The sequence below is a fragment of the Kitasatospora sp. NPDC033851 genome (genome assembly GCF_055576085.1).
The window spans coordinates 234,945-257,344 of record NZ_JBVIRL010000005.1 but is presented as its reverse complement, the minus strand read 5'-3'; the positions used below and the strand labels follow the sequence as shown (position 1 = coordinate 257,344).

At 74.4% G+C, this 22,400-nt stretch carries 18 protein-coding genes; 5 read left to right on the top strand and 13 right to left on the bottom strand.

Features of this window, described 5'->3' with window-relative positions:
* Window positions 1-268: 268 nt before the first annotated feature.
* The 4 genes from ACZ51D_RS12885 to ACZ51D_RS12870 form a co-directional block, all read right to left on the bottom strand.
* Window positions 269-1,783 (bottom strand): pyridoxal phosphate-dependent decarboxylase family protein, encoded by a 1,515-nt coding sequence (locus tag ACZ51D_RS12885; RefSeq protein WP_465620654.1) that lies wholly within the window; start codon window positions 1,781-1,783, stop codon window positions 269-271.
* Window positions 1,780-3,273 (bottom strand): diaminobutyrate--2-oxoglutarate transaminase, encoded by a 1,494-nt coding sequence (locus ACZ51D_RS12880; RefSeq protein WP_465662237.1) that lies wholly within the window; start codon window positions 3,271-3,273, stop codon window positions 1,780-1,782. Before ACZ51D_RS12880 ends, ACZ51D_RS12885 begins: the two co-directional genes overlap by 4 nt.
* Window positions 3,274-3,477: 204 nt before the next feature.
* A complete protein-coding gene (locus ACZ51D_RS12875) occupies window positions 3,478-4,203 on the bottom strand; it encodes a response regulator (RefSeq protein ID WP_360490140.1) in 726 nt (241 codons plus the stop codon).
* Entirely contained in the window at window positions 4,200-6,179 is a 1,980-nt protein-coding gene (locus ACZ51D_RS12870; RefSeq protein WP_465662234.1) for a sensor histidine kinase, read from the bottom strand. Before ACZ51D_RS12870 ends, ACZ51D_RS12875 begins: the two co-directional genes overlap by 4 nt.
* Before the next feature lie 174 nt (window positions 6,180-6,353).
* Between ACZ51D_RS12870 and ACZ51D_RS12865 the strand changes: the two genes are divergently transcribed.
* Window positions 6,354-7,778 (top strand): cation:dicarboxylate symporter family transporter, encoded by a 1,425-nt coding sequence (locus ACZ51D_RS12865; protein ID WP_465662232.1) that lies wholly within the window; start codon window positions 6,354-6,356, stop codon window positions 7,776-7,778.
* Window positions 7,779-7,889: 111 nt separating this feature from the next.
* Here the strand turns inward: ACZ51D_RS12865 and ACZ51D_RS12860 are convergent, their stop codons facing one another.
* Both ACZ51D_RS12860 and ACZ51D_RS12855 read right to left on the bottom strand, forming a co-directional pair.
* On the bottom strand, window positions 7,890-8,867 hold the full coding sequence (locus ACZ51D_RS12860; RefSeq protein ID WP_465662230.1) for a hypothetical protein: 978 nt from the start codon (window positions 8,865-8,867) through the stop codon (window positions 7,890-7,892).
* A gap of 44 nt (window positions 8,868-8,911) precedes the next feature.
* Entirely contained in the window at window positions 8,912-9,580 is a 669-nt protein-coding gene (locus ACZ51D_RS12855) for an RNA polymerase sigma factor (RefSeq protein ID WP_465662228.1), read from the bottom strand.
* A gap of 228 nt (window positions 9,581-9,808) precedes the next feature.
* Here ACZ51D_RS12855 and ACZ51D_RS12850 point away from each other — a divergent pair, with 228 nt between their 5' ends.
* Window positions 9,809-10,180: a hypothetical protein gene (locus ACZ51D_RS12850; protein WP_360490150.1), complete on the top strand. Its 372-nt coding sequence runs from the start codon at window positions 9,809-9,811 to the stop codon at window positions 10,178-10,180.
* Window positions 10,181-10,383: 203 nt separating this feature from the next.
* On the opposite strand, the gene ACZ51D_RS12845 is transcribed toward ACZ51D_RS12850, so the two are convergent.
* The 7 genes from ACZ51D_RS12845 to ACZ51D_RS12815 all read right to left on the bottom strand — a co-directional run bounded on the left by ACZ51D_RS12845 (window position 10,384) and on the right by ACZ51D_RS12815 (window position 18,860).
* Complete coding sequence (locus ACZ51D_RS12845) at window positions 10,384-10,986, bottom strand: GTP-binding protein (protein WP_360490152.1); 603 nt, start codon at window positions 10,984-10,986, stop codon at window positions 10,384-10,386.
* Between the two features lie 118 nt (window positions 10,987-11,104).
* Window positions 11,105-11,452: a DUF742 domain-containing protein gene (locus tag ACZ51D_RS12840; RefSeq protein WP_465662353.1), complete on the bottom strand. Its 348-nt coding sequence runs from the start codon at window positions 11,450-11,452 to the stop codon at window positions 11,105-11,107.
* Window positions 11,453-11,652: 200 nt separating this feature from the next.
* Window positions 11,653-12,063 carry a roadblock/LC7 domain-containing protein gene (locus ACZ51D_RS12835; protein WP_465620666.1) on the bottom strand — a complete coding sequence of 137 codons (411 nt, stop codon included), beginning with the start codon at window positions 12,061-12,063 and terminating at the stop codon, window positions 11,653-11,655.
* On the bottom strand, window positions 12,060-14,882 hold the full coding sequence (locus tag ACZ51D_RS12830) for a sensor histidine kinase (protein ID WP_465662226.1): 2,823 nt from the start codon (window positions 14,880-14,882) through the stop codon (window positions 12,060-12,062). Before ACZ51D_RS12830 ends, ACZ51D_RS12835 begins: the two co-directional genes overlap by 4 nt.
* A 138-nt stretch (window positions 14,883-15,020) precedes the next feature.
* Entirely contained in the window at window positions 15,021-15,884 is an 864-nt protein-coding gene (locus ACZ51D_RS12825; protein ID WP_465662225.1) for an MHYT domain-containing protein, read from the bottom strand.
* A 375-nt stretch (window positions 15,885-16,259) separates the two neighbouring features.
* A complete protein-coding gene (locus ACZ51D_RS12820; RefSeq protein ID WP_465662224.1) occupies window positions 16,260-17,621 on the bottom strand; it encodes a cytochrome P450 in 1,362 nt (453 codons plus the stop codon).
* A 171-nt stretch (window positions 17,622-17,792) separates the two neighbouring features.
* A complete protein-coding gene (locus ACZ51D_RS12815; protein WP_465620673.1) occupies window positions 17,793-18,860 on the bottom strand; it encodes an RNA ligase (ATP) in 1,068 nt (355 codons plus the stop codon).
* 475 nt (window positions 18,861-19,335) lie between these two features.
* Here ACZ51D_RS12815 and modA point away from each other — a divergent pair, with 475 nt between their 5' ends.
* From modA to ACZ51D_RS12800, 3 genes are all read left to right on the top strand, one after another.
* Complete coding sequence (modA, locus tag ACZ51D_RS12810) at window positions 19,336-20,187, top strand: molybdate ABC transporter substrate-binding protein (RefSeq protein WP_465662223.1); 852 nt, start codon at window positions 19,336-19,338, stop codon at window positions 20,185-20,187.
* 98 nt (window positions 20,188-20,285) lie between these two features.
* Window positions 20,286-21,092, top strand: a complete 807-nt coding sequence (locus ACZ51D_RS12805; RefSeq protein ID WP_465620890.1) for an ABC transporter permease — start codon at window positions 20,286-20,288, stop codon at window positions 21,090-21,092.
* A 109-nt stretch (window positions 21,093-21,201) separates the two neighbouring features.
* Entirely contained in the window at window positions 21,202-22,296 is a 1,095-nt protein-coding gene (locus tag ACZ51D_RS12800; protein ID WP_465662221.1) for an ABC transporter ATP-binding protein, read from the top strand.
* The last annotated feature ends 104 nt before the right edge of the window (window positions 22,297-22,400 follow it).

Below are 22,400 nucleotides of genomic sequence, written 5' to 3'. Positions count from 1 at the left end.
GATCACCGGGCGGCCGGAAACAGCCTGTACACCCTCGCGAAGCTATGTCCACGGACATTGTCAGGGCACGGTCCGATAGCCCCGAACAGCCTCCCACGCCAGTGTCACTTCCTCCAACACCGCTCCGGAAAAAGGCTTCTGATTTGGGAACAGAAGAAAGGGCGCCACACGAACCGTGTGACGCCCGAGCCGCGATACGTGAACCACGACGCCCGAACCGCGACGCTTGAAGCACGACGAGTGGAGCACGGCGCCTCTGGAGGAGCCGCTACCCCGCCCGTTCGCCCGCCACCTTGCGACCCGCGCCCACCACCTCCCGCAGCAGCGTCCCGACCTCCCCGGCTGTCGTGTGCGGGTTGAGCAGCGTCAGCTTCAACCGCACTCGGCCCGGCCCCGCCCCCGGCAGTTCCGTGCGCCCGACCACCGCCCGCCCGCTGCGCAGCAACAGCCGCCGCAGTCGGCCGTTCAGCTCGTCGAGTGCCTCCCCGTCCGTCACACCCTGCGGGCGGTAGCGGAAGAGGACAGCGGTGAGGACGGGGTCGGCGTGCAGTTCGAGGGAGGGGTCGGCGCGGATGGCGTCGGCGGCGACGTGGGCGAGGTCGTGGCAGGTGTCGACGAGGCGGCCGAGGCCCTCTCGCCCGAGGGTGCGCAGGGTGACGGCGAGTTTGAAGGCGTCGGCGCGGCGGGTGGTGCGCAGGGAGCGGCCGAGCAGGCTGGGGTAGCCGGCCTGTTCGTCGTCGACGGGGTTGAGGTATTCGGCACGGCGGGCGAGTGAGACGTACGTTTCGGCGCGGCGGACCAGGAAGATCCCGGCGGCGGCCGGTTGCCAGCCGAGCTTGTGCCAGTCGAGGGAGACCGAGTCGGCGCGGGCGATGCCGTCGAGCAGCGGGGCGAGCCGGTCGGAGAGCAGCGCCCCGCCGCCGTACGCGGCGTCGACGTGCAGCCAGGCGCCGTACCGTCCGGCGAGGTCGGCGGCGGCGGCCAGCGGGTCGACGGCTCCGGTGTCGGTGGTGCCGGCGGTGGCGACGACGGCGATCGGGGTCCGTCCCGCCCAGCCGGCCTCGGCCAGTGCCCGCTCCAACTCGTCTTCCCGCATCCGGAGTTGACGGTCGACGGGGACGGGGACGACGGCCCGTTCGCCGAGTCCGAGGAGTGCGGCGGCGCGCTGGACGGAGAAGTGCGCGGCTTCGGAGGCGAAGATGCACGGCCGGGCGCCCGCCGGGATCCCGTCCAGCTCCACGATGCCGTCGAGTTTCTGGTCGCGCGCGAGCATGAGCCCCATCAGGTTGGACTCGGTGCCGCCGGAGGTGAGGACCCCGGTGGAGCGCCGGGGGTCGTAGCCGACCAGTTCGGCGAGTTCCGCGAGCAGCGCGGTCTCGAGCGCCGTGGCGGCGGGGGCCTGGTCCCAGGAGTCCTGTGACGGGTTGAGGGCGCTCACGGCGAGGTCGGCCGCGGCGGCGACGGCGAGCGGCGGGCAGTGCAGGTGGGCGGCGCAGGCGGGGTCGGCGGGGTCGGCGGCGCCGTAGGCGAGGAGTTCGGTGAGGCGGGCGAGCGCGTCGCGGCCGCGGGCGGCGGCCAGGGCGTCGCCGACCAGCGCGGCGATCTCGGCGGGGCTGCCGGCCGGCAGTGGTCCGGAGCGCATGGCGGTGCCGGTGTCCAGGGCGTCGAGGACGGTGGCCAGCAGTGGCCCGAGCGCACCGGGCCCGGCCGCACCGCCGGACAGGGCGTCCGGCGCGACCTCGCCCCCCGGCAGCCCGACCGGTCCGGTTCCGGGCCCGCTCACCGCTCGGCCTTCCCCGCACCACGCGCCGACGGCGACGCCGCCGCAGCCCCAGCCCCAGCCCCAGCCCCAGCCCCAGCCCCAGCCCCAGGAGCCTCCACCAAAGAAGAAGAAGCCGCCGCGATCGCGTCCGCGAGCCGCTCCAGTACCGCCGCCACCTGCTCGTCCGTGATGGTGAGCGGCGGGAGCAGCCGAAGTACCGCGTCGTGGCGCCCGCCGAGTTCGACGATCAGCCCCCGCGCCAGGCACGCCTCCCGCACCCGGACGGCGAGCGCCGGGTCCGCCGGGTGGGCCCCGCAGGCGTCGGCCTCGGCCGTCGGGTCGACCAGTTCGACCCCCAGCATCAGCCCCCGCCCGCGCACGTCGCCGATCACCGGCAGTTCGCCCGCGAGTTCGCGCAGCCGGGCCGTCATCCGCTCGCCGACGACGGCCGCCCGTTCGGCCAGGCCGTGCGCCGCGACGTACCGCAGGGTCGCGGCTCCGGCGGCCATGGCGAGGGTGTTGCCGCGGAAGGTGCCGGTGTGGGCGCCGGGCCGCCAGCCGTCGTAGTCCTCGCGGTAGACGACGACGGCGAGCGGCAGGCTGCCGCCGATGGCCTTGGAGAGCACCATCGCGTCCGGGACGACTCCGCTGTGCTCGACCGCCCACATCGCGCCGGTCCGGCCGACGCCGGTCTGCACCTCGTCCACGATCAGCGGGATGCCGCGCTCGGTGGTGATCCGGCGCATCTCGCGCAGCCAGCCGTCGGGGGCGGGAACGACGCCGCCCTCGCCCTGGACGGCCTCCAGGATCATCGCGGCGGGCGGCACCACACCGCCCGCCGGATCGTCCAGCAGCCGCTCGACGTACGTCGCGGCGAGGGCGGCGCCCGCTTCGCCGCCGACCCCGAACGGGCAGCGGTAGCCGTACGGGTAGGGCAGCCGGACGACCTCGCCGCCGCTCGGCAGCGGCTCCTTGACGGCGACGTTGCCGGTGAGCGCGAGGGCGCCGGCGGTCATGCCGTGGTACGCGCCGGTGAAGGCGAGCGCGCCGGGGCGGCCGGTGGCGGTCTGCATCAGCTTGAGCGCGGCCTCGACGGCGTCCGTCCCGGCCGGGCCGCAGAAGTGCACCCGGGCGCGGGTGGCGAACTCGGCGGGCAGGCTCTCGAACAGAGCGCTGGTGAAGTCGTCCTTCTCGGCGGTGGCGAGGTCGAGCAGGTGCAGCGGGGCGCCGCTGTCGAGGGTGCGGCGGATGGCTTCCAGCACCACCGGGTGGTTGTGGCCGAGGGCGAGCGTGCCGGCGCCGGAGAGGCAGTCCAGGTAGCGCCGCCCGTCGGCGCCCTCGACGGTCATGCCGTTGGCGCGGACCGGGACGATCGGGAAGGAGCGGGCGTACGTTCTGGCGGCGGATTCGCGGACGCGCTGACGGCGCAGGATGGCCTCACCGGTGGCCGGGGGCGGGGTCTGAGCCGGGGCTCCGGAGGCGGCCTGGGCAGGTACGGCAGCGAGCGACACGACAACCCCCAGGAGAAGTTAGGTAAGCCTAACTTTATCGCTCCTGACCTGGCGGAATGCCCGCGGGTCACCCAGAATCACCCGAGCGGGTGAACCTCCCCCGGTTCCGCCCCACGCCCTCCTCCGACTCCCCCTGCCGTTCTCAACGACCGCCGCACCGAAAGGTCACGCCCCACCCGGCCCGCCCGGCCTCGCGTCCGGTCCTCAGGGCTTCGCCTTCCACCGGTAGCAGAGTTCCGGCCGCCCGACGTTGCCGTACTGCGGCTCCCGCACCGCCCGCCCGGTGTCCACCAGGTGCTCCAGGTAGCGCCGCGCGGTGATCCGCGAGACCCCGGCGGCGGCGCCCGCGGCCGCCGCCGACAGCCCGGTCGCGGCCTCCCGCAGCACCGAGGCGACGGTGTCCAGGGTGGGCGCGCTCAGCCCCTTCGGCAGGGTGCTGCGCTCGGGGGTGCGGAGCAGGGCGAACGCCTGGTCGACCTCGTCCTGGCCGGTGGCCTCGCCGGTGCGCCCCAGACTGTCGCGGTAGCGGGCGTAACGCTCCAGCCGGTCGTGCAGGGCGGCGGCACTGAACGGCTTCAGCAGGTACTGCACGACCCCGGCCGAGACCGCCTGCCGGACCATCGCGAGGTCGCGCGCCGAGGTCACCGCGATGACGTCGGTACTGTGGCCGGCGGCGCGCAGCGTACGGCACAGCTGCAGCCCGTGGCCGTCCGGCAGGTAGAGGTCGAGCAGGGTGAGGTCGACGGGAGTCCCGGCGGCGCGGGCCCGGTCCAGGAAGCGCAGCGCGTCCGCGCAGCTGTGGACGGTGCCGGCGGCGTGGAAACCGGGCTCGCGCTCGACGTACAGGGTGTGCGCGGCGGCCGCCACCGGGTCGTCCTCGACGACCAGGACGGAGATCCCCGGCGGCTCGGTTTCGTGGCGCGAGGTCATGCCCGAACCCCTTCCGGCTCGCGTCCTTGCCGCTCCCGCCCCTCCGGCTCACGCCCTCTCGGCCCTCCCGACCCCTGCGGTTCCTCCGACATCTCCGACTCCCCCGACATCTCCGACTCCCCCGACTCCCCCGGGTCCCCCGGTCGGCCGGCCAGTGGCAGCCGGACCGTCAGCACCGCGCCGCGCTCGCGCCCGACCTCGACGGTGCCGCCGTTGCGCCGAGCGGCCTGGGCGACCAGCGCCAGCCCGAGGCCGTGCCCGCGGCCGTCCTGCTTGGTGCTCCAGCCGCGCCGGAACACGTCCTCGACGGCCGAGGGGTCGATGCCCGCGCCGGTGTCGGCGACCCGCAGCAGCAGACAGTCGCCGTCCGTGCCCTCACCACCAGCGCTGTCCGAGGAGCCACCGCCGCCCGAGGAGCCGCCGTCCTCCGAGGAGCCATCGCCGCCCGCGGGGCCACCGCCCGAGAACCCACCGCCATCGACCCGCGCCGTGACGGTGACCTCCGGCGGGACGGGGCTCTGCGCGGCTCCGGCGATGGCGGCGTCCACGGCGTTGTCGATCAGGTTGCCGAGGACGGTGATCAGGTCCCGGGCGGAGAGCCCGGGCGGGAGCACCCCGTCGTCGATCCTGCTGTCCTCGGTGAGGGTCAACTCCACGCCCCGCTCGGCGGCTTGGGAGGCCTTGCCGAGCAGCAGCGCGGCGAGCACCGGCTCGCCCACCGCGGCGACCACCCGGTCGGTGAGCTGCTGGGCGAGCTCGAGTTCGGCGGTGGCGAACTCCACCGCCTGTTCGTGGCGGCCGAGTTCGATCAGCGAGACGACCGCGTGCAACCGGTTGGCGGCCTCGTGCGCCTGGGCACCGAGCGCCTCGGTGAAGCCGCGGACGGAGTCCAACTCGCCACTGAGCGCCTGCAGTTCGGTGTGGTCCCGGAGGGTGACCACCCGGCCGAGGCCAGTGCCGATGGTGGAGGTGTTGAGCACCACGACCCGCTCGGCGGTCAGGTGCACCTCGTCCCGGACCGGCTCTTCACCCAGGACGGCCGCCACCAGCGCCTCCGGCAGGTCCAGTTCCGCCACCGGTCGCCCGTCCACGTCGCCTGCCAGGCCGAGCAGTTCGCGGGCGGCGTCGTTGCACAGCACGACCCGGTGCGAGCGGTCCAGCAGGACCAGTCCCTCGCGCACCGAGCGCAACGTGGCCTGGTGGTACTCGTAGAGGTGGCTGAGCTCGTCCGGCCCCATGCCGTGAGTGTGCCGCCGCAGCCGGGAGTTGGCGAGATAGGTGCCGACTCCGCCGAGCGCGAGCGCGGCCACCGCCACCCCGACCAGGGCCATCAGCGGGCCGCTGAGCTGCGCGGAGATCGACTCGACGGTGCGGCCCGCGCTGACCAGCGCGATCACCCGGTGCCGGTCGTCCCATACCGGCGTGACCACCCGGACGGACGGGCCGAGCGTGCCGGTGTACGTCTCGCTGCGGGTCTGCCCGGCGAGCGCCCAGTCGATGTGCCCGAGGTAGCGCTTGCCGATCTGCTCGGGCAGCGGGTGGGTCCAGCGCACGCCGTCGGTGTCCATGACGGTGATGAAGGAGACCCCGGTGTCCGTCCGCACCTGCTCGACGTACGGCTGGAGCACCGTGGTCGGGTCCGGGCCGGTGACCGCGGCCCGGACGGACGGCGAGTCGGCGACGGCGTGGGCGACCGCGGTGACCTGGCGGCGGGCCGCGTCCTCGTTCCGGTCGGCGGTGAAGAGGTACGCGAGCACCGCGCCGCCCGCGACCACGGCGGCGACGATCACCACCTGGACGACGAACAGCTGCCCGGCCAGGCTGCGGACCAGCCGACGGGGAAGGCGCCGGGGCAACCTGCGGGGCACACCCGACGGACGGGGCAACCTCGACGGACGGAGCAGGCGGGACGGACGGAGCAGGCGGAGCAGGGAGAGCCGTCGGCGCGGGGCGGTGGGGGCGGTGCGCTCGGACATGCCAGCCAGTGTGCACCACGGGCGGCTCGGCCGACCCTGCTGCACCGGTGCCGACCCTGCTGCACCGATCGTGAACTCTATGAACGCAAACGTGACCTCCGTCACGCCTCGGCACATAGTTCGGAGCGGCCCACCACCCGGGGCCGCCAGGACTGCAGGGCGAAGGAGCCGCAGATGTCGATCGCTGGAGCCGCAACGGCGGGGGGACCCAGACACAAGGACCGGACCCACTACCTCTACCTCGCCGTGATCGCCGCGGTGATCGCGGGCGTGGTGGTCGGGCTGGCCGCCCCCGGCTTCGCCGTGGAGCTGAAGCCGGTCGGCACCGGGTTCGTCAATCTGATCAAGATGATGATCAGCCCGGTGATCTTCTGCACCATCGTGCTGGGCATCGGCTCGGTGACCAAGGCGGCGAAGGTCGGCAAGGTCGGCGGCCTGGCCCTCGGCTACTTCCTCGTCATGTCGACCGTCGCACTGGCCATCGGCCTGGTCGTCGGCAACCTGCTGGAGCCCGGCGGCGGCCTGCACCTGACCGCCGCGCTGGCCAAGTCCGGCCACGCCCAGGCGGCGGCCGGCGGAGCCCAGTCGACTGCCGACTTCCTGCTCGGGATGATCCCCGACACCATGTTCTCGGCCCTCACCCAGGGCAAGGTGCTGCAGACCCTGCTGGTCGCCCTGCTCACCGGCTTCGCCCTGCAGGCGATGGGCCCGGTCGGCGCCCCGGTGCTGCGCGGGATCGAACACGTGCAGCGGCTGGTCTTCCGCGTCATGGCGATGATCATGTGGGTCGCGCCGATCGGCGCCTTCGGGGCGATGGCCGCCGTGGTCGGCGCCACCGGCACGGCCGCGCTGAAGAGCCTCGCGGTCATCATGATCGGCTTCTACCTGACCTGCGCGCTGTTCGTCGTCGTGGTGCTGGGCACGCTGCTGCGCCTGGTCGCCGGGGTCAATGTGTTCGCGCTGCTGAAGTACCTCGGCCGCGAGTTCCTGCTCATCCTCTCGACCTCCTCCTCCGAGAGCGCGCTGCCCCGCCTGATCGCCAAGATGGAGCACCTGGGCGTCAGCCGCCCGGTCGTCGGCATCACCGTGCCGACCGGCTACAGCTTCAACCTCGACGGCACCGCGATCTACCTCACCATGTCCTCGATCTTCATCTCCGAGGCGATGGACAAGCCGATGTCGATCGGCGAGCAGCTCTCTCTGCTGGTGTTCATGGTGATCGCGAGCAAGGGCGCGGCCGGGGTCACCGGCGCCGGCCTGGCCACCCTCGCGGGCGGGCTGCAGTCGCACAAGCCCGCGCTGGTGGACGGGGTCGGCCTGATCGTCGGCATCGACCGCTTCATGTCCGAGGCCCGCGCGCTCACCAACTTCGCGGGCAATGCCGTCGCCACCGTGCTGATCGGGCACTGGACCGGTGAGCTCGACACCGAGCGCGCCCACCGGGTGCTGGCCGGCGAGGTGCCGTTCGACGAGCTGACCCTGGTCGACGGCCACGGCACCGACGGCCACGACACCGACGGCCACGGCGAAGGCGGCCCGGCGCCGGAGGAGGAGCCCGAGACCGCCCCCGCCCGGGGCGCCGCGCCCGCCGCCGCCTGAGCGACCGCGCGTCCCCTTCACTCCCCCGGTCCGGCGCCTCCCCCACCCCCCGGAAACGGCGCCGGGCCGGGGGCCCTTCCGTCCCCCGGCCCCGACGCCATGGGCCGCCCGTCACAGCTCCTGCGAGCCGCTGACCGCCCAGGCCACCCCGCTGGCCGGATCCTCCAGCGCGACGTGCAGGTGGTGCAGCCCGGCCGCCGGCTCGTGCCAGGTGAAGCAGCGCATCCGGGCCACCAGCGCGTTCACCTCACCCGGCACCGGCCCGTCCGCCCCGGCCATCGCCGCCAGCGCCCGCCACAGCCCCAGCCGCCCGTGCGCGCAACCCTGCGCCCGTCCGACGGCGGCGGCCCGTACCAGCGCCGGGTAGGCGAGCGCGAACGGCAGGTACCCGCCGACCACCCGGCGGCCACGGGCCAGCAGCGCGGCCGCCAGCGGGGCCTGGCCGCGGACACAGACCACCTCCGCCCACGGCGCCAGCGCGCCCAGCTCGGCCAGCGCCCGGGTGACCCGCTGCCCGACCGGCCGGCCGTCGGCCCGCGCCACGGGCGCCGGCAGCTCCACCTCGCCCAGGCCCTCCCGGCTGGCCGGCAGGGTCAGCAGCGCGCTCCGCGCGCCTCCGCCGGGCAGGTACTCCCGCACCCGCGCCGGCTCCTCCCACCCCGCCGCCTCCCACGGCTCCAGCCGCAGCGGCACACCCTCCGGATCGGGCTCGGCCCCGTACGAGAGGTCCTCGCCGAGCAGCACCCGGGTGTGCGCGACCAGCCGGCGCACCGGGGCCGGGCCGAGCAGCGGCGCCAGCCGCAGCCAGGAGTGCCGGGTCGCGAGCACCTCCCACAGCGGGCCGGCGTCGTGGTCGGCCACCCCGGCGACCGTCCCCTCGCCGCCGTCCCGGTCGAACAACCGGACGGCCAGCTCGGGCGGCGCCGCGTAGGCGATCAGATGGCCGAGCGGCGCGGTCAGGGCCGCCGCGGTCTCCTCCCCCGCTTCGACCACGGCGGCCGCCCGGCCCTGCCGGTAGGCGGCGAGCAGCTCGTGCCAGCGGCCGCCCTCGGCCAGGGCACGCAAGCGGCGGTCCTCGTACGTGATCACGATTTGAGCGTACGGGCCGGGGCGGCGCATCAGCTGACTTGCCGTCAGCTCGGTGCGTCGGGCCGCCGCGCGGCGGGCGGCGGACGACCCCAGTCCGCGCCCCGCTCACCCTCCCGCCCACGCTCCCGTTCGCGCTCCCGTTCGAGGACGGCGCGCAGCCGCCCGTGGGCCCGGCGGCGGGTGACGGCCAGGGTGCTGCGGTGCAGCCCGAGCAGTTCGGCGGCCTCGTCGACGCTGTAGCCGTCGAGGTCGACCAGCGCCACCGCACGGGCCTGCTTGGCGGTCAGGAAGCCCAGCAGCCGGACCACCTCCCAGCGCGCCTGCAGCTCGGCCATCCCACCCGCCCGGGGATCGGGCATCGCGCAGCCCCGCCCGGCCCGTTCGCCCGCCTCCGGCACCTCGGGCATCGGGACCCTCCGGCGCTCCCGGCGCCACTGGTCGCGCAGGATGTTCACCATCGCGGTGAACGCGTAGGCGTACGGCTGCGGATGGCCGAGGAAGCGCTCCGGCCGGCGGGCGATCCGCAGGTAGACGTCGTGGACGACGTCCCCGGCGGCGAGCGGACTTCCGGTGAGCGAGGCGGCCGCCTGCTGGAGGCGGGGCAGCAGATCGGTGAACAGCCGGTTGAAATCGGCCGGTTGACCGCCGCTCTCGCACGGGCCGAAACCCTTTTCCGGCCCGCCGCCCACTCGTCGACCGCCGCAATCCGCCATGCCGCTCTCCCCGGGAATCGGCACCCCGAACGCCCGATCGGGCCTGGTCGCAGCCCAATCGGAGCCGTTGTGACACAGGTCACATCATAGTTCGTCGTCTCACTGTTCGCAGTCATTCGTATGCAATACGTCACCGGCCGTACGGGGAGCGGGAATTCGTCCCCGCCCACGCATCCGGACGGCCGGGGCGCTCCACCCATTGAGAACCGTCCAGCAAGGAGAAGCACCATGCGAGGCTGCATCGCCAGGAAGATCGCCACGTTCGGGATGGCCGCCGCGGCCACCCTCGGCGTGCTCGGGACCACCACCCTGCCGGCCGCGGCGGCGCCCGCCCCGGACCAGAGCATCACCCCCGGGTCCATCGCGGCGTCGAACACCGTCGCCGCCGCGCCCTACCACTGCGTCATCACCGCGAACTACGGCTGGCGCTGGGAGGGCTACTGCAACATCTACTCCGGCTGGCTGCGCACCATCACCTACTGTGCCAACGGCACGCACACCACCGGCCTGTGGATCGGCGCGCGGCCGGAGGCCTGGGACGTCTGGGGCAACTGCCCGGGGTCCGCCTGGACGAAGATCGTCTTCCAGTGGCACAGCTGAACGTGCCCCTGCGACCTGGCGGCCCCGGCGCGGACGGCGGCCGACGGTCGGCGGGGTGAGGGGCGACAGGTAACAGGTACCAACTGACAGCTGACAGATTTCGAAATCTGTCAGCTGTCAGTTGTCGGCTGAACTCTGTCAGCTGAACGCTGTTATCCGAAAGCTGTCATCTGACCGCCGACGCCCGTCACACCGACACCACCTCACCCGAACCCCGCCGGCGCGGCGTCCGCGAGCAGCCGGGCGGCGCGCACCCGGCCGGCGTGCTCGACCAGGTTGATCAGCACCTCCTTCCCCGACGACCGGTGGCGCGCGTCGCAGAGCAGCACGGGCGTGCCGGTGTCCAGGTCCAGCGCGCGGGCAACCTCGTCCGGGCCGAACTCCCCGGCCCCGGCGAACCGGTTGACCGCGACCACGAACGGGATGCCCCGGTGCTCGAAGAAGTCGACGGCCGGGAAGCAGTCCGTCAGGCGGCGGGTGTCGGCGAGCACCACGGCACCCAGCGCGCCCTGGGCCAACTCGTCCCAGAGGAACCAGAAGCGGTCCTGCCCCGGAGTGCCGAAGAGGTAGACCGCCAGACCCTCCCGGATGGTGATCCGCCCGAAGTCCATCGCCACCGTCGTGGTGCTCTTGCGCTCCACACCGTCGAGGTCGTCCACCCCGCGCCCGACCTCGGTCAGCCGCTCCTCGGTGCGCAGCGGGCGGATCTCGCTGACCGCGCCGACCAGCGTCGTCTTGCCGACCCCGAAGCCGCCCGCCACCAGGATCTTGAGCGCGAGCACGGTGCCGTCGGGGTCCTCCGCCACCGACGCTCCGGAAGACCCGGAAGCCCCGGACGGGTCGGACGGGTCGGACGGGTCGGACGGGTCGGACGGGTCGGACCGGTGAGACCAGCAGGACGGATCGGACGGACCGGATCGGTGGTCAGAGTGCGCGGAGTCCATGGATGACCTCCTGGAGGATGCGCTCGTCGGGGAGCAGGGCGGGCGGGACGGGGCGGTTGACCCGGATGAGTCCGGCCGCCAGCAGGTCGCCGAGCAGCACCCGTACGACGCCCACCGGCAGGTCGAGGTCGGCGGCGAGCTCGGCCACGGACAGCGGGGTGCCCCGGCACAGCGCGTGGATGCGCGCCTGTTCGGGACCGACCGGCGGCTCGGGCGCGTCCGGGGCGAGCGCCGGGTCGGGCAGGACGCTGACGACGACGGCGATCAGGTCGAGCTGTTGCCCGCCGGCCCCGGTGCGCCCCCGCGTCATGGCGTACGGGCGGACCAGCGGGCCGGCCTCCTCGTCGTACCAGCGGGCCCGGTGGGCGGCGGCGAGCGGGTTGCGGGGGTGTCGCCCGGCCGCGGCCGGCGGGTGTTCCGGATGTCGCTCGGCGGACCACCCCTCGCGGGACGGCCGCTCGGCAGACGGCCCCTCGGAGGACGGCCGCTCGGCAGACGGCCCCTCGGCGGACGGGCGGGGCACCGGGCTCACCAGCCGTCCACCGCGCGCGCCGGGGTGCTCAGGTGCTCCCCGACCCGGCGGACCAGTCCGGCCATCTCGTAGGCGATCAGACCGAGGTCGGCCCGGGCGGTGGCGAACACGGCCAGGCAGGTGCCCTCCCCGGCGGCCGCGACCAACAGGTAGCCGCCCTCCAACTCGACCATGGTCTGCCGGACTTCGCCCGCGCCGAAGTGGCGTCCGGCGCCCTTGGCCAGGCTGTGGAAGCCGGAGGCGATGGCGGCCAGGTGCTCGCCGTCCTCGCGCGGCAGGCCGGCCGAGGCGCCCGTGGCCAGTCCGTCGGCGGAGAGCATCACGGCGAAGCGGACCTCGGGGGCGCGCCGGACCAGCTCGTCGAGGAGCCAGTTCAGTTCTCCTGCGCGGTGGGTGGTGCCGATCACGGGCGCTCTCCTTCGGGTCGGGGCGGGAACAGGGGACCGCGCGGGCCCTGCGGCGGTGGGAGGTCGGCGGGCTGCTGAGCGGTGGGTCGGCCGGCGGGCCGGTCCGCGAGACGGTCGTACCGTCCGCCCTCGGGGCGCAGGCCGCGCGCCCACCCTTCCTGGAAGGCCGCCATCGCCGCACGCGCCGCCTCGGGGCTGCGGCCCTCATGACCGCCACCCTCGTGGGCGCGACGTTCGGGGCCCGTACCCGGCGCCGTGGGCGGTCCGGCGGTGGCGGCGGTCATACGGCGGGGGCGGGGGCCCGGTCCGGTCGGGGCCTCGCGCAGCTGCGGAACGAGGCTCGCCTGACGGGTCCGACGCGGCAACTCCTGGCGCCCTGAATCGAGTTGGCGATCGGCGGGCACCTGATCCGGCTGCGGATCCGACTCCGACTCCAGGCTCCTTCGGTACGGCTGCGGCGGCCCGGACTGCGGACGGAGGGCGGCACCCGGGCCCCCGTCCGCAGCCGGGCCGGCCACCCGGGCACTCGAGGCCCGGATGGGGGTGCGGCGCGCCGGCCCGGGGTCGCTCCCCCGGACGCCGAACGGCGGCAGTGCCCCATCCTCCGGCGGTGGCCCACCCACCGCCGGAAGTCCTTCACTCCCCGCATCGCGCAGGCTGTCCCCGCCCGTCGGGCCGAACTCCCGCTCGACCCAACCCGGGTACGCGCGCCCGACCGAGACCGGTGCGGCAGGATCGACCGGTGCGACGCCCGGCTCCGGCACCGGATCGTACGGTTGATGCAGCCCGTCCGCCGCCCCGTCGGTCAGCAGCGCGGTGGGCAGCAGGACCACCGCGGTGGTGCCGCCGTACGCGGAGGTCACCAGCGAGACCTTGACTTCCTGCCGCCGGGCGAGCCGGCTGACCACGAACAGGCCGAGCCGGTCGCTGTCGAAGAGGCCGGTCTGCTCGGCCGTGGCGATCCGGCGGTTGGCGGCGGCCAGGGCCTCCGGGCCCATGCCGAGGCCGCGGTCCTCGATCTCCAACGCGTAGCCGGTGCCGACCTGTTCACCCCGGATGTGCACCCGGGTGCGCGGCGGGGAGAAGCCGGTGGCGTTCTCGACCAGCTCGGCGACCAGGTGGGTGAGGTCCGCGACGGCGTGCCCGGCGACGGCGGCGCGCGGCAGCGGGTGCACCTCGACCCGGGCGTACTCCTCGACCTCCGAGACGGCCGCGCGCACCACGTCCACCAGCGGGACGGGCCTGCGCCAGGCCCGGCCGGGGGCGGCGCCGGAGAGGATGATCAGGCCCTCGGCGTGGCGGCGCATGCGGGTGGTGAGGTGGTCGAGCCGGAACAGGTCGGCCAGCTCGGACGGGTCCTCGGTGCGGCGCTCCATCGCGTCCAGCAGGGCGAGTTGGCGGTGCACCAGGACCTGGCTGCGCCGCGCGAGGTTGACGAACACCCCGGATACCCCGGACAACACCTCGGCCCGCTCGACCGCCGCCGTGACGGCCGCCCGCAGGACGGTGCCGAGCGCCCGGTGCACCTGGCCGATCTCGTCACCCCCGCCCACCGGCCCCGGGGCCTCGGCTCCGATGTCCACCTCCTCGCCCGCCCGCAACTTCCGGATGGTGGCTGGCAGTTTGCGACCGGCCAGCTCAAGTGCCTTATTGCGCAGGCCGATCAGGTCGGTCACCAGTCCGCGCCCGATCTGCACCGAGATCACCAGCGAGGCGACCACGCCGACCAGACCGAGCAGAACGGCCATCCCGGCTGGGGTGAACAGGCCCAGGGCGTAAGGACTCTGGCGCTCGGAGGCAACCCGTCCGGCCTGGTCCTCGATGGCGCGCAGGCCGCTCACGACATTCCCGGCGACCATCGCCCACCGGTCCGCCGGCACCGCGGCGACGACCGTCCGACCGTCGGCGGCGGCACGGACCCTCTCCTCGTACCCGACCAGCTCGCGATGATCCTGGCCGCCGGTGACGGCGAGCAGCGCCGCCCGGTCGGCGGAGCGCAGGTCGGCGGCGGAGCTCCGCTCGAACTCCCGCCGGGCGAAGGCCGTGCCGGAGAACTCGCGCAGCTGGTCGTCGCCGAGCGCGCCGGTGAGCTGGGCGACTCGCAGCAGCGCGCCCTCGCGGGCCAGCAGTTCGCGGGAGCGGGCCAGCTCCAGCAGCGCCCTCGTGTCGGCGGCGGCCGGATGGTCCTGCAGCAGCGTGACGGCGCCGGCCGCGGCAAGCGCCCGGTCCACCGCCTCGCCGTACGCGGCGTACACCTCGGGCCAGCCGACGCTCCTGGCCAGCACGCGCCCGCGCAGCTCGGGCAGGGCCGCGAGGGCGGCGCCGAGGGCGTCCAGGCGGGCGGCGGCGTCACCACCGAGGCCCTGGGCGTCGGCGCGGTTGTAGCCCTGGTCGGGGTGCCGGGGATCGGGGTACAGCGGGGTGATCGCGCGGTCGGTGGTGGCCGAGGCCTCGCGCAGGGCGCTCACCCGGGCCTCGGTGGGGGCGGTCGCCGGGGCGGCCAGCAGCTGACCGGCTGCGGCGCGTTCGGCCTGCAGCCCGACGATGGTCCCGGCGACGGGGGTGAGCACGGTGCGCTGGGCGTCGCGCTGGCGCAGCAGATCCCAGACGCCCTGGGCGGTGGTGACGGTGGCGAACCCCCACAGGGCGATGATCGAGACGACCGGGACCATCAGCAGGGCGATGATCCGGGCCCGGACGGTCCGGGGGCGCAGCCCGTGCAGCCCGTGCAGCCATGTGCCGGGCCGCGGTGGACGGGCGGGCGGCCCGGCATGGGCACCCCGACGGGCACCGGGGGCGGTACCGCGGTCTTCTCGCATGGATGAGGAGCCTTTCGGGCGGGGCAGGGGCGGGCGGAGGCGGAGGCGGAGTGGTCGGGAGCCGCACGAGGCCTGACGCGCCCGGGCACGCAGTGTCCAGGTGGCCGCGCTCAGGTGGCCGCGCTCAGGTTGCCGCGCTCAGGCGGCGCGGTCGTGGTGCTCCGCGTCGTGGCGCTCGACTCCGGGGAGAGCGGGCTCGGGCGGTTCGGGCACGGGGGGCGCGGCAGTGGCGGGGAGCTCCTCGATGGCCGGCTCGCCCGCCTCCCGGTAGCCGGCCCGCTCCTGGGCGGTCGGCGAGAGCGCGACGAAGGCCGAGGCGAGGAAGAGGAACGAGCCGAGGCCGACGGCCAGCGGGAAGACGAACTCCATCGCGCCGGCCCCGCCGAGGCCGCCCCGGCCCGGCTCCAACCGGACGTGCACGGCGGCCATGCCGGTGTAGTGCATGCAGCTGACGGCGAGGCCCATGGCCAGCGCGGCGGCCCCGGCCGCGTAGACGTTGCGGATGGTCACGGCGGCCCGGAGCGCGGCCGTGGCGGCGCCGACCGCGACCAGTACGGACAGCGCGACCGTCCCGGCGTCGTAGCTCAGAGCGCCGTGCATTCGTACGGCGGCCATGCCCAGGTAGTGCATCGCGGCGACGCCGAGGCCGGTGGTGACACCGCCCGCCAGCAGGGAGAGGCCGCGGTGCGCGCCGTAGCAGACCACGGTCAGACCGAGGCCGGTGACCAGCACCGCGACCACGAGGCTGAGGACGGTCAGCGGGACGTTGTAGCGCAGCTCGGTGCCGTCGACGGCGAACCCGAACATGGCGACGAAGTGCATGGTCCAGATGCCGGAGCCGATCGCGGCGGCGGCCGTGACCAGCCAGTTCCGCCGGGCGGCACCGCTCGCGGCCAGACCGCGCAGCGTGCAGCGCAGCCCGAGGGCGGCGCCGGCGCAGGCCATCAGGTACGAGAGGGCGGGGGTCAGCCAGCCGAGACTGAGGGGGTTGAGGGTGCCCATGGGACCTCCGGTCGACCGGTCGGGCCCGGGGCGGTTCGCGGTGCGCCCGGGCTCCCCGGGCCGGGCGGACTCCATGCGATCGGCGGCGAGGCGCTGTCAGATCCGTGGGGACCCGGTCTCGTCATATGCCATTCGCATGTGCGCTTTCGGCCTGGGGTGCGTGGGACGCTATCGAGGGGCCGGAAACCGCCACCCGAAGATCTGAAAAGCTGCCCACGAGCGACGGGCGGTGTGTTCGAATGACCCGGTCGTATGCCCGGACGGCAGGCGGCAAACAACAAACAGCGGACGGATAACAGAGTTTGACATCTGTCATCTGTCCGCTGAAAGTTGAACGCCGACCGCCGACCGCCGACCGCCGACCGCCGAACCAGCTCAGCCCGCGGCCGCCACCCGGATCCGCATCGGGCTCGCCGCCCGCAGCGTGATCCCCTGGGCGAGCGCGACCCGCCGGTCCACCGCCTCCACCTCGAAGTCCCGCAGCAGCACCGCCAGGCTCAGCACCGACTCCAGCATCGAGAAGTGCTGCCCGATGCACGCCCGCGGCCCACCGCCGAACGGGAACCAGGCGTAGCGGTGCCGGGCCTTCTCCTCCTCCGGCAGGAAGCGGTCCGGGTCGAAGCGCTCCGGGTCCGCCCAGTGGTCGGGGTGCCGGTGGGTGACCAGCGGCGCGACGACGACCTGGGCCCCCGCCGGGATGACGTACCCGTCGATGACGGTCTCGTCGACCGCCCGCCGGCCGACCAGCGACGCCGCCGGGTAGAGCCGCATCGCCTCCTTCAGCACCCGGGTGATGTAGGGCAGTGCCTCCAGGTCCGCCGCCGTCGGCGCCCGCCCGGCCAGGACGGTCCGCGCCTCCTCCTGGGCGAGCTTCCGGTGCTCCGGATGCTTGGCCAGCAGGTGCAGCGCAAAGGCCAGCGAGGTGGCCGTGGTCTCGTGCCCGGCGATCAGGAACACCAGGACCTGGTCGCGGAGTTCGTCCGGGTCCAGCCGTTCCCCGTCCTCGCCGCGCGCCCGCCCCAGCAGCGTGAGCAGGTCGTCCGCGTCCTCGTTGTCCCCGCGCGCGGCGCGCTCCGCGATGATCCGGTCACAGACCTCGTACAGCGCCCGCTGGGCGCCGAGGCCGCGCCGGTTGCCCGGGGTCGGCCAGGTGCGCGGGACCCGGACCGGGGCGAAGCCGCGCTCCTTGACGTACTCGCCGAGCAGCGGGAAGTTGTGGTGGACCACCTCGACCGCTTCCTCCACGTCCGCGCCGAAGAGGATCCGCGCGACCGCCCGCATCGCGAACCGCGACATCTCCTCCGCCGCGTCCACCACCCCGTCCGGCACCGCGCGCCAGCGCTCGGTGAGCGACTGCGCCTCCCGCGCGATCACGTCCGCGTAGCCGTCCACCCGGCGGTGGGTGAACAGCGGCTGGATCAGTCGGCGCTGGCGCTGGTAGTCCTCGTCCTGGCTGGTCAGCAGGCCATTGCCGACGCTGGTCCGCAGCTCGTCGTAGAAGGCGCTCTCCTTGCGGAAGTTGGCCGCCTCCCCGCCCAGCACCTTCTGGACCCCGTCCGGGGAGAACACCGCGTAGAACTCGACCCGTAGTCCGGGCGGGCCGGCCTGCAGCCGCACCACGTCGCCGTGGTCGCGGCACGCCGCGAGGTAGGTGCGCAGCGGCCGGCGGGTGAGGTCGAACAGCGACCCGACCAGCGGATTGCCGACCGGTCCGGGTATGACGGTTTCGGTGGCCATGGGTGACTCCTTCTGCACAGGGATGCGCACCGACAACTCTACTGACGGGTAGTCAATGCCGGAAGGATCGTGCAACCAGTGCCGTCAGGACAGCCGGCGCGGCCGGCGCAGCCACCGCGGCCAGCGCGGCGACGGGACAGCCAAGGCAGCCGGTCCCGTCGGCCTCTCGGCCTACTCGTACTCGGTGCCGCCCTTGCGCGTCAGGTAGGCGTCGCTGACCACCTTGGCGATCGCCCGCCCGCCGAGCTTCATGCTCCAGCGCTCGGTCACCGGCCGCACCACCACGCCCTCGCGCAGGTGGAGTTCGCGCCCGGAGCAGGTCTCCTTGCCGTGGGCGTGCGCCAGCACGGTCTCCGGGTCGAACGGCCCGCGCCACAGCTCGGGCACCAACGGCAGCTCACCGTCCAGCAGTTCGGGCGCGGACAGCCAGGTCAGCCGCCCGTCCACCACGGCCGACACGTCGAAAGCCGCGTACCCGGGCCGCCCGGCGCGCGCGGAGACCCCGTAGGCCAGGTCCTGCACGCCCTCGCCGAAGACCTCGCCGAAGATACCGACCCGCTCGGCGCCGAGCCGCTCCGCCAGCCGGGCCGCCACCGCCGGGATGTCGTACGCGCGCACCGCCCGCCAGTAGAGGTTGCGCTCGTCCTCGGCCAGCGCCAGCCCCTTCGCACCGATCCCCTTGGACGACACCTGCACCTCGCCGGTCTCGGCGGTGTACGTGACCAGGCAGCAGCTGCCGTGCAGCTTCTCGGTCAGCACCACCGGCTCGCCGGGCTCGAAGACGTCGGGGTAGCGCTTGAGGTTCTCGATGTCCACCCAGGGCAGCAGGTCCGGAGCGCTGACCACGTCGCCGCTCATCGAGGTCGGCACCGGCGGCTGCCACTTGACCACGCCGAGCAGCTCGGCGAAGTCCGCGCCCTGCTCGGCCGCGGCCGCCAGGTCGGTGTCGGCGAGTGCGGCGGGCCGGCAGACGATGCCCTGGGACAGCTCACCGCGCAGCCGTACCGCCCTCACCCGGTTCGCCCGGGAGCCGGCCAGCTTGCCGGTCAGGCCGAGCTCCGCGATCAACTCCTCGGGGAGGACGGACTGTTCGGGAATGTAGACGGCGTGGTCTCCGGTCCGGTACGCGCCCCTCGCGACCACCGCCCGGTAGAGGCCGACCTGTGCGAGCTCCAGAGCATCGGCGTTCGGGTGCTCCAGGATGGTCAGCTTCTCGACGGTGACGCGCAGCGTGGACATGGACGGACTCCTCCCCTTGGTCCGACCGTGGCGGCGCGCTTCCGCGGCCGTGGTGGCTCGCACGCGCAGCTCGGTCGTGTGTACGGACGGCGACCACTCTGACCGCTCGACCGCCTTGGCGCGACGCATTTTCCGCACGCCCCGACCTCACCCCACGCCACCCCACGCCCCCGACATCACCCCACGCCCACGACATCACCGCGCCGCCCCGCCGCCCCGCCGCCCACGCCCGCGCCATCCCGCCAACCACCCTGTCGACCACTGCCAACCACCCTGTCGACCACCCCGTCGGCCACCCCCACCGCGCCCGTTTGAGCCATCCCACAGCAGGCCCGCGGCCCCCACCCGTCCCCGCCTGTGCGAAGCAACAGAGGATTTATCGCTCGCATTTGCGGCACTATGATCGCCGTAATGGCCGCAGCTGCGGCCAGTCCCTCGCGCCCCTTCCGGCGCGCACCCCGGAGGGGAATCACCGATGAGCACCCGTACGACCGGCACCACCCGCAGACTCGCCGTCGCCGCAGCGGCTCTCGCCCTCAGCCTCGGGGTCACCGCCTGCGGCAGCGACGGCGGCAAGTCCTCCGGCTCCGCGGCGTCGACCGCCTCCTCCTCCGGGTCCTCCGCCGCCGCGGGTGGCGGTGTGCCGAAGGCCGGCGGCGCCATCACCGTCTTCGCCGCCGCCTCGCTCAAGGAGAGCTTCACCGAGCTGGGCAAGAAGTTCGAGGCGGCCAACCCCGGCAGCAAGGTCACCTTCAACTTCGGCGGCAGCTCCAGCCTCGCGACCAGCATCAACTCCGGTGCCCCGGCGGACGTGTTCGCCGCCGCCAGCCCGGCCACCATGAAGACCGTGACCGACGCGGGCGGCGCGAGCGGCCAGCCGGCGACCTTCGTCAAGAACACGCTCACCATCGCCGTCCCCAAGGGCAATCCCAAGCACATCGCGGGCCTCAAGGACCTCACCGGCTCCGGTGTGAAGGTCGCGCTGTGCGCAAAGGAGGTGCCCTGCGGCGCCGCCGCGCAGACCGCGCTCAAGGCCGCCGGCGTCGACCTCACCCCGGTCACCCTGGAGCAGGACGTCAAGGGCGCGCTCACCAAGGTCGAACTGGGCGAGGTCGACGCCTCACTGGTGTACAAGACCGACGTGCAGGCCGATGCTGCGAAGATCGACGGTGTGGACTTCCCCGAGGCCGACAAGGCCGTGAACGACTACCCGATCGCCGCCCTCGCCAAGGCACCGAACAAGGACGGCGCCGCCGCCTTCGTCACGTACATCCAGTCGCCCGAGGCCAAGCAGGTGCTGACCGCGGCGGGCTTCCAGGCACCGTGAGCGACCGCACCACCGGCCCCGGGAAGCAGCGCGCGAGCCGCGGCCCCCAGGACCGCCGGGACCGGACCGCCGGCGACGCGGCAGGACCCGCGCAGGTCCTGCCGCGCCGCCGGCGCCGGTCGCGCACGCACCGCGTCCCGGTCACCCTGCTGCTCCCGGCGCTGCTCGGGCTGGCGTTCCTGATCCTCCCGCTGGTCGGCCTCCTGGTCCGGGCGCCGTGGAGCGCCCTGTCCGAGCAGCTCACCAGCCCCGCCGTCTGGGACGCGCTGCGCCTGTCGCTGATCAGCGCGACGGCGGCGACCGCCGTGTCGCTGGTCCTCGGGGTCCCGCTGGCCTGGCTGCTCGCCCGCACCGAGCTGCCGGGCCGACGGGTGATCCGGGCGCTGGTCACCCTGCCGCTGGTACTGCCTCCGGTGGTCGGCGGTGTGGCGCTGCTGCTGGTGCTCGGGCGGCGCGGCATCGTCGGCTCCTGGCTGGACTCAGCCTTCGGCGTCACGCTGCCGTTCACCACCACCGGGGTCGTGATCGCCGAGGCGTTCGTGGCGATGCCGTTCCTGGTGATCAGCGTCGAGGGCGCGCTGCGGGCCGCCGACCCCCGTTACGAGGAGGCCGCCGCGACCCTGGGCGCCTCCCGGCTGACCGCGTTCCGGCGGGTCACCCTGCCGATGATCGCACCGGGGATCGCCGCCGGGGCCGTGCTGGCCTGGGCCCGGGCGCTCGGCGAGTTCGGCGCGACGATCACCTTCGCGGGCAACTTCCCGGGACGCACCCAGACCATGCCGCTGGCCGTCTACCTGGCCATGGAGTCCGACCCGCAGGCCGCGATCGCGTTGTCGCTGGTACTGCTCGTGGTCTCCGTCGCCGTCCTGGTCGGCCTGCGCGACCGCTGGCTGTCGACCCCGTGACACCGCCCGCCCCCGCCCGCGCCTCCTCGGACGCCCCCGTGAACGCCTGGACACCGACCCGAGACACCCGAGACACCCGAGACACCCGAGACGCCTGGACGCCGACCCGATGAGCACCTCGAACCCCGCGCACACCGAACGCCTCCCGAGCGCCGCCCTCGACGCCCGGCTGCGGGTCGACCGCGCCGCGTTCACCCTCGACCTCGCCCTCACCGCCGCCCCCGGCGAGGTGATCGCACTGCTCGGCCCGAACGGCGCCGGCAAGTCCACCGCGCTGCGCGCCCTCGCCGGCCTGCTCCCGCTCTCCGGTGGCCACCTGCGCCTGGACGGCCGCACCCTGGAGGACCCGGCCGGGCGCGTGCACACCCCCGCCGAGGAGCGGCCGGTCGGCGTGGTGTTCCAGGACTACCTGCTCTTCCCGCATCTCAGCGCGCTCGACAACATCGCGTTCGGCCCGCGCTGCCAGGGCCGCCCCAAGCGCGCGGCCCGGGCCGAGGCCGCCGCCTGGCTGGAGCGGATGGGCCTGGCCGACCACGCCTCGGTCCGCCCCGGCCGGCTCTCCGGCGGTCAGGCGCAGCGGGTGGCGCTGGCCCGGGCGCTCGCCGTCCGCCCCCGACTGCTCCTGCTGGACGAGCCGCTGGCCGCCCTGGACGCCCGCACCCGCCTCGACGTACGGTCCCAACTGCGGCGCCACCTGGTCGAGTTCGACGCGGTGGCGGTGCTGGTGACACACGACCCGCTGGACGCGATGGTGCTGGCCGACCGGCTGGTGGTGATCGAGCACGGGCACGAGGTGCAGTCCGGCAGCCCGGCCGAGGTGGCCCGGCGGCCGCGCACCGACTACATCGCCCGCCTGGTCGGGCTGAACCTGTACCAGGGCCGGGCCGAGGGGACGCATGTCACGCTCCCGGACGGCACCGTCCTGGCCACCGCCGAGGAGCTGGACGGCCCGGCGTTCGTCGCCTTCCCGCCGTCCGCGGTGACCCTCTACCGGGAGCGGCCGCGGTCCAGCGCGCGCAACCTGTGGCAGGTCGAGGTCACCGGCCTGGACCTGCACGGCGACCGGGTCCGCGCGGACCTGGCCGGCGACCTGCCGATGGCCGCCGACCTCACCCCGGCCGCCGTCGCGGAGCTGGAACTGGCGCCGGGGGTCACGGTCTGGGCCTCGGTCAAGGCCACCCAGACCCACGCCTACCCGGCCTGAGCCGCCACCCGCCGCCCGCCACCCCCTGCCGGGCCCACGGAGGCCACGGGGCCCGAAGACCATGGGGGCTACGGGTGCTACGGGGGGCTACGGGGGGCTACGGG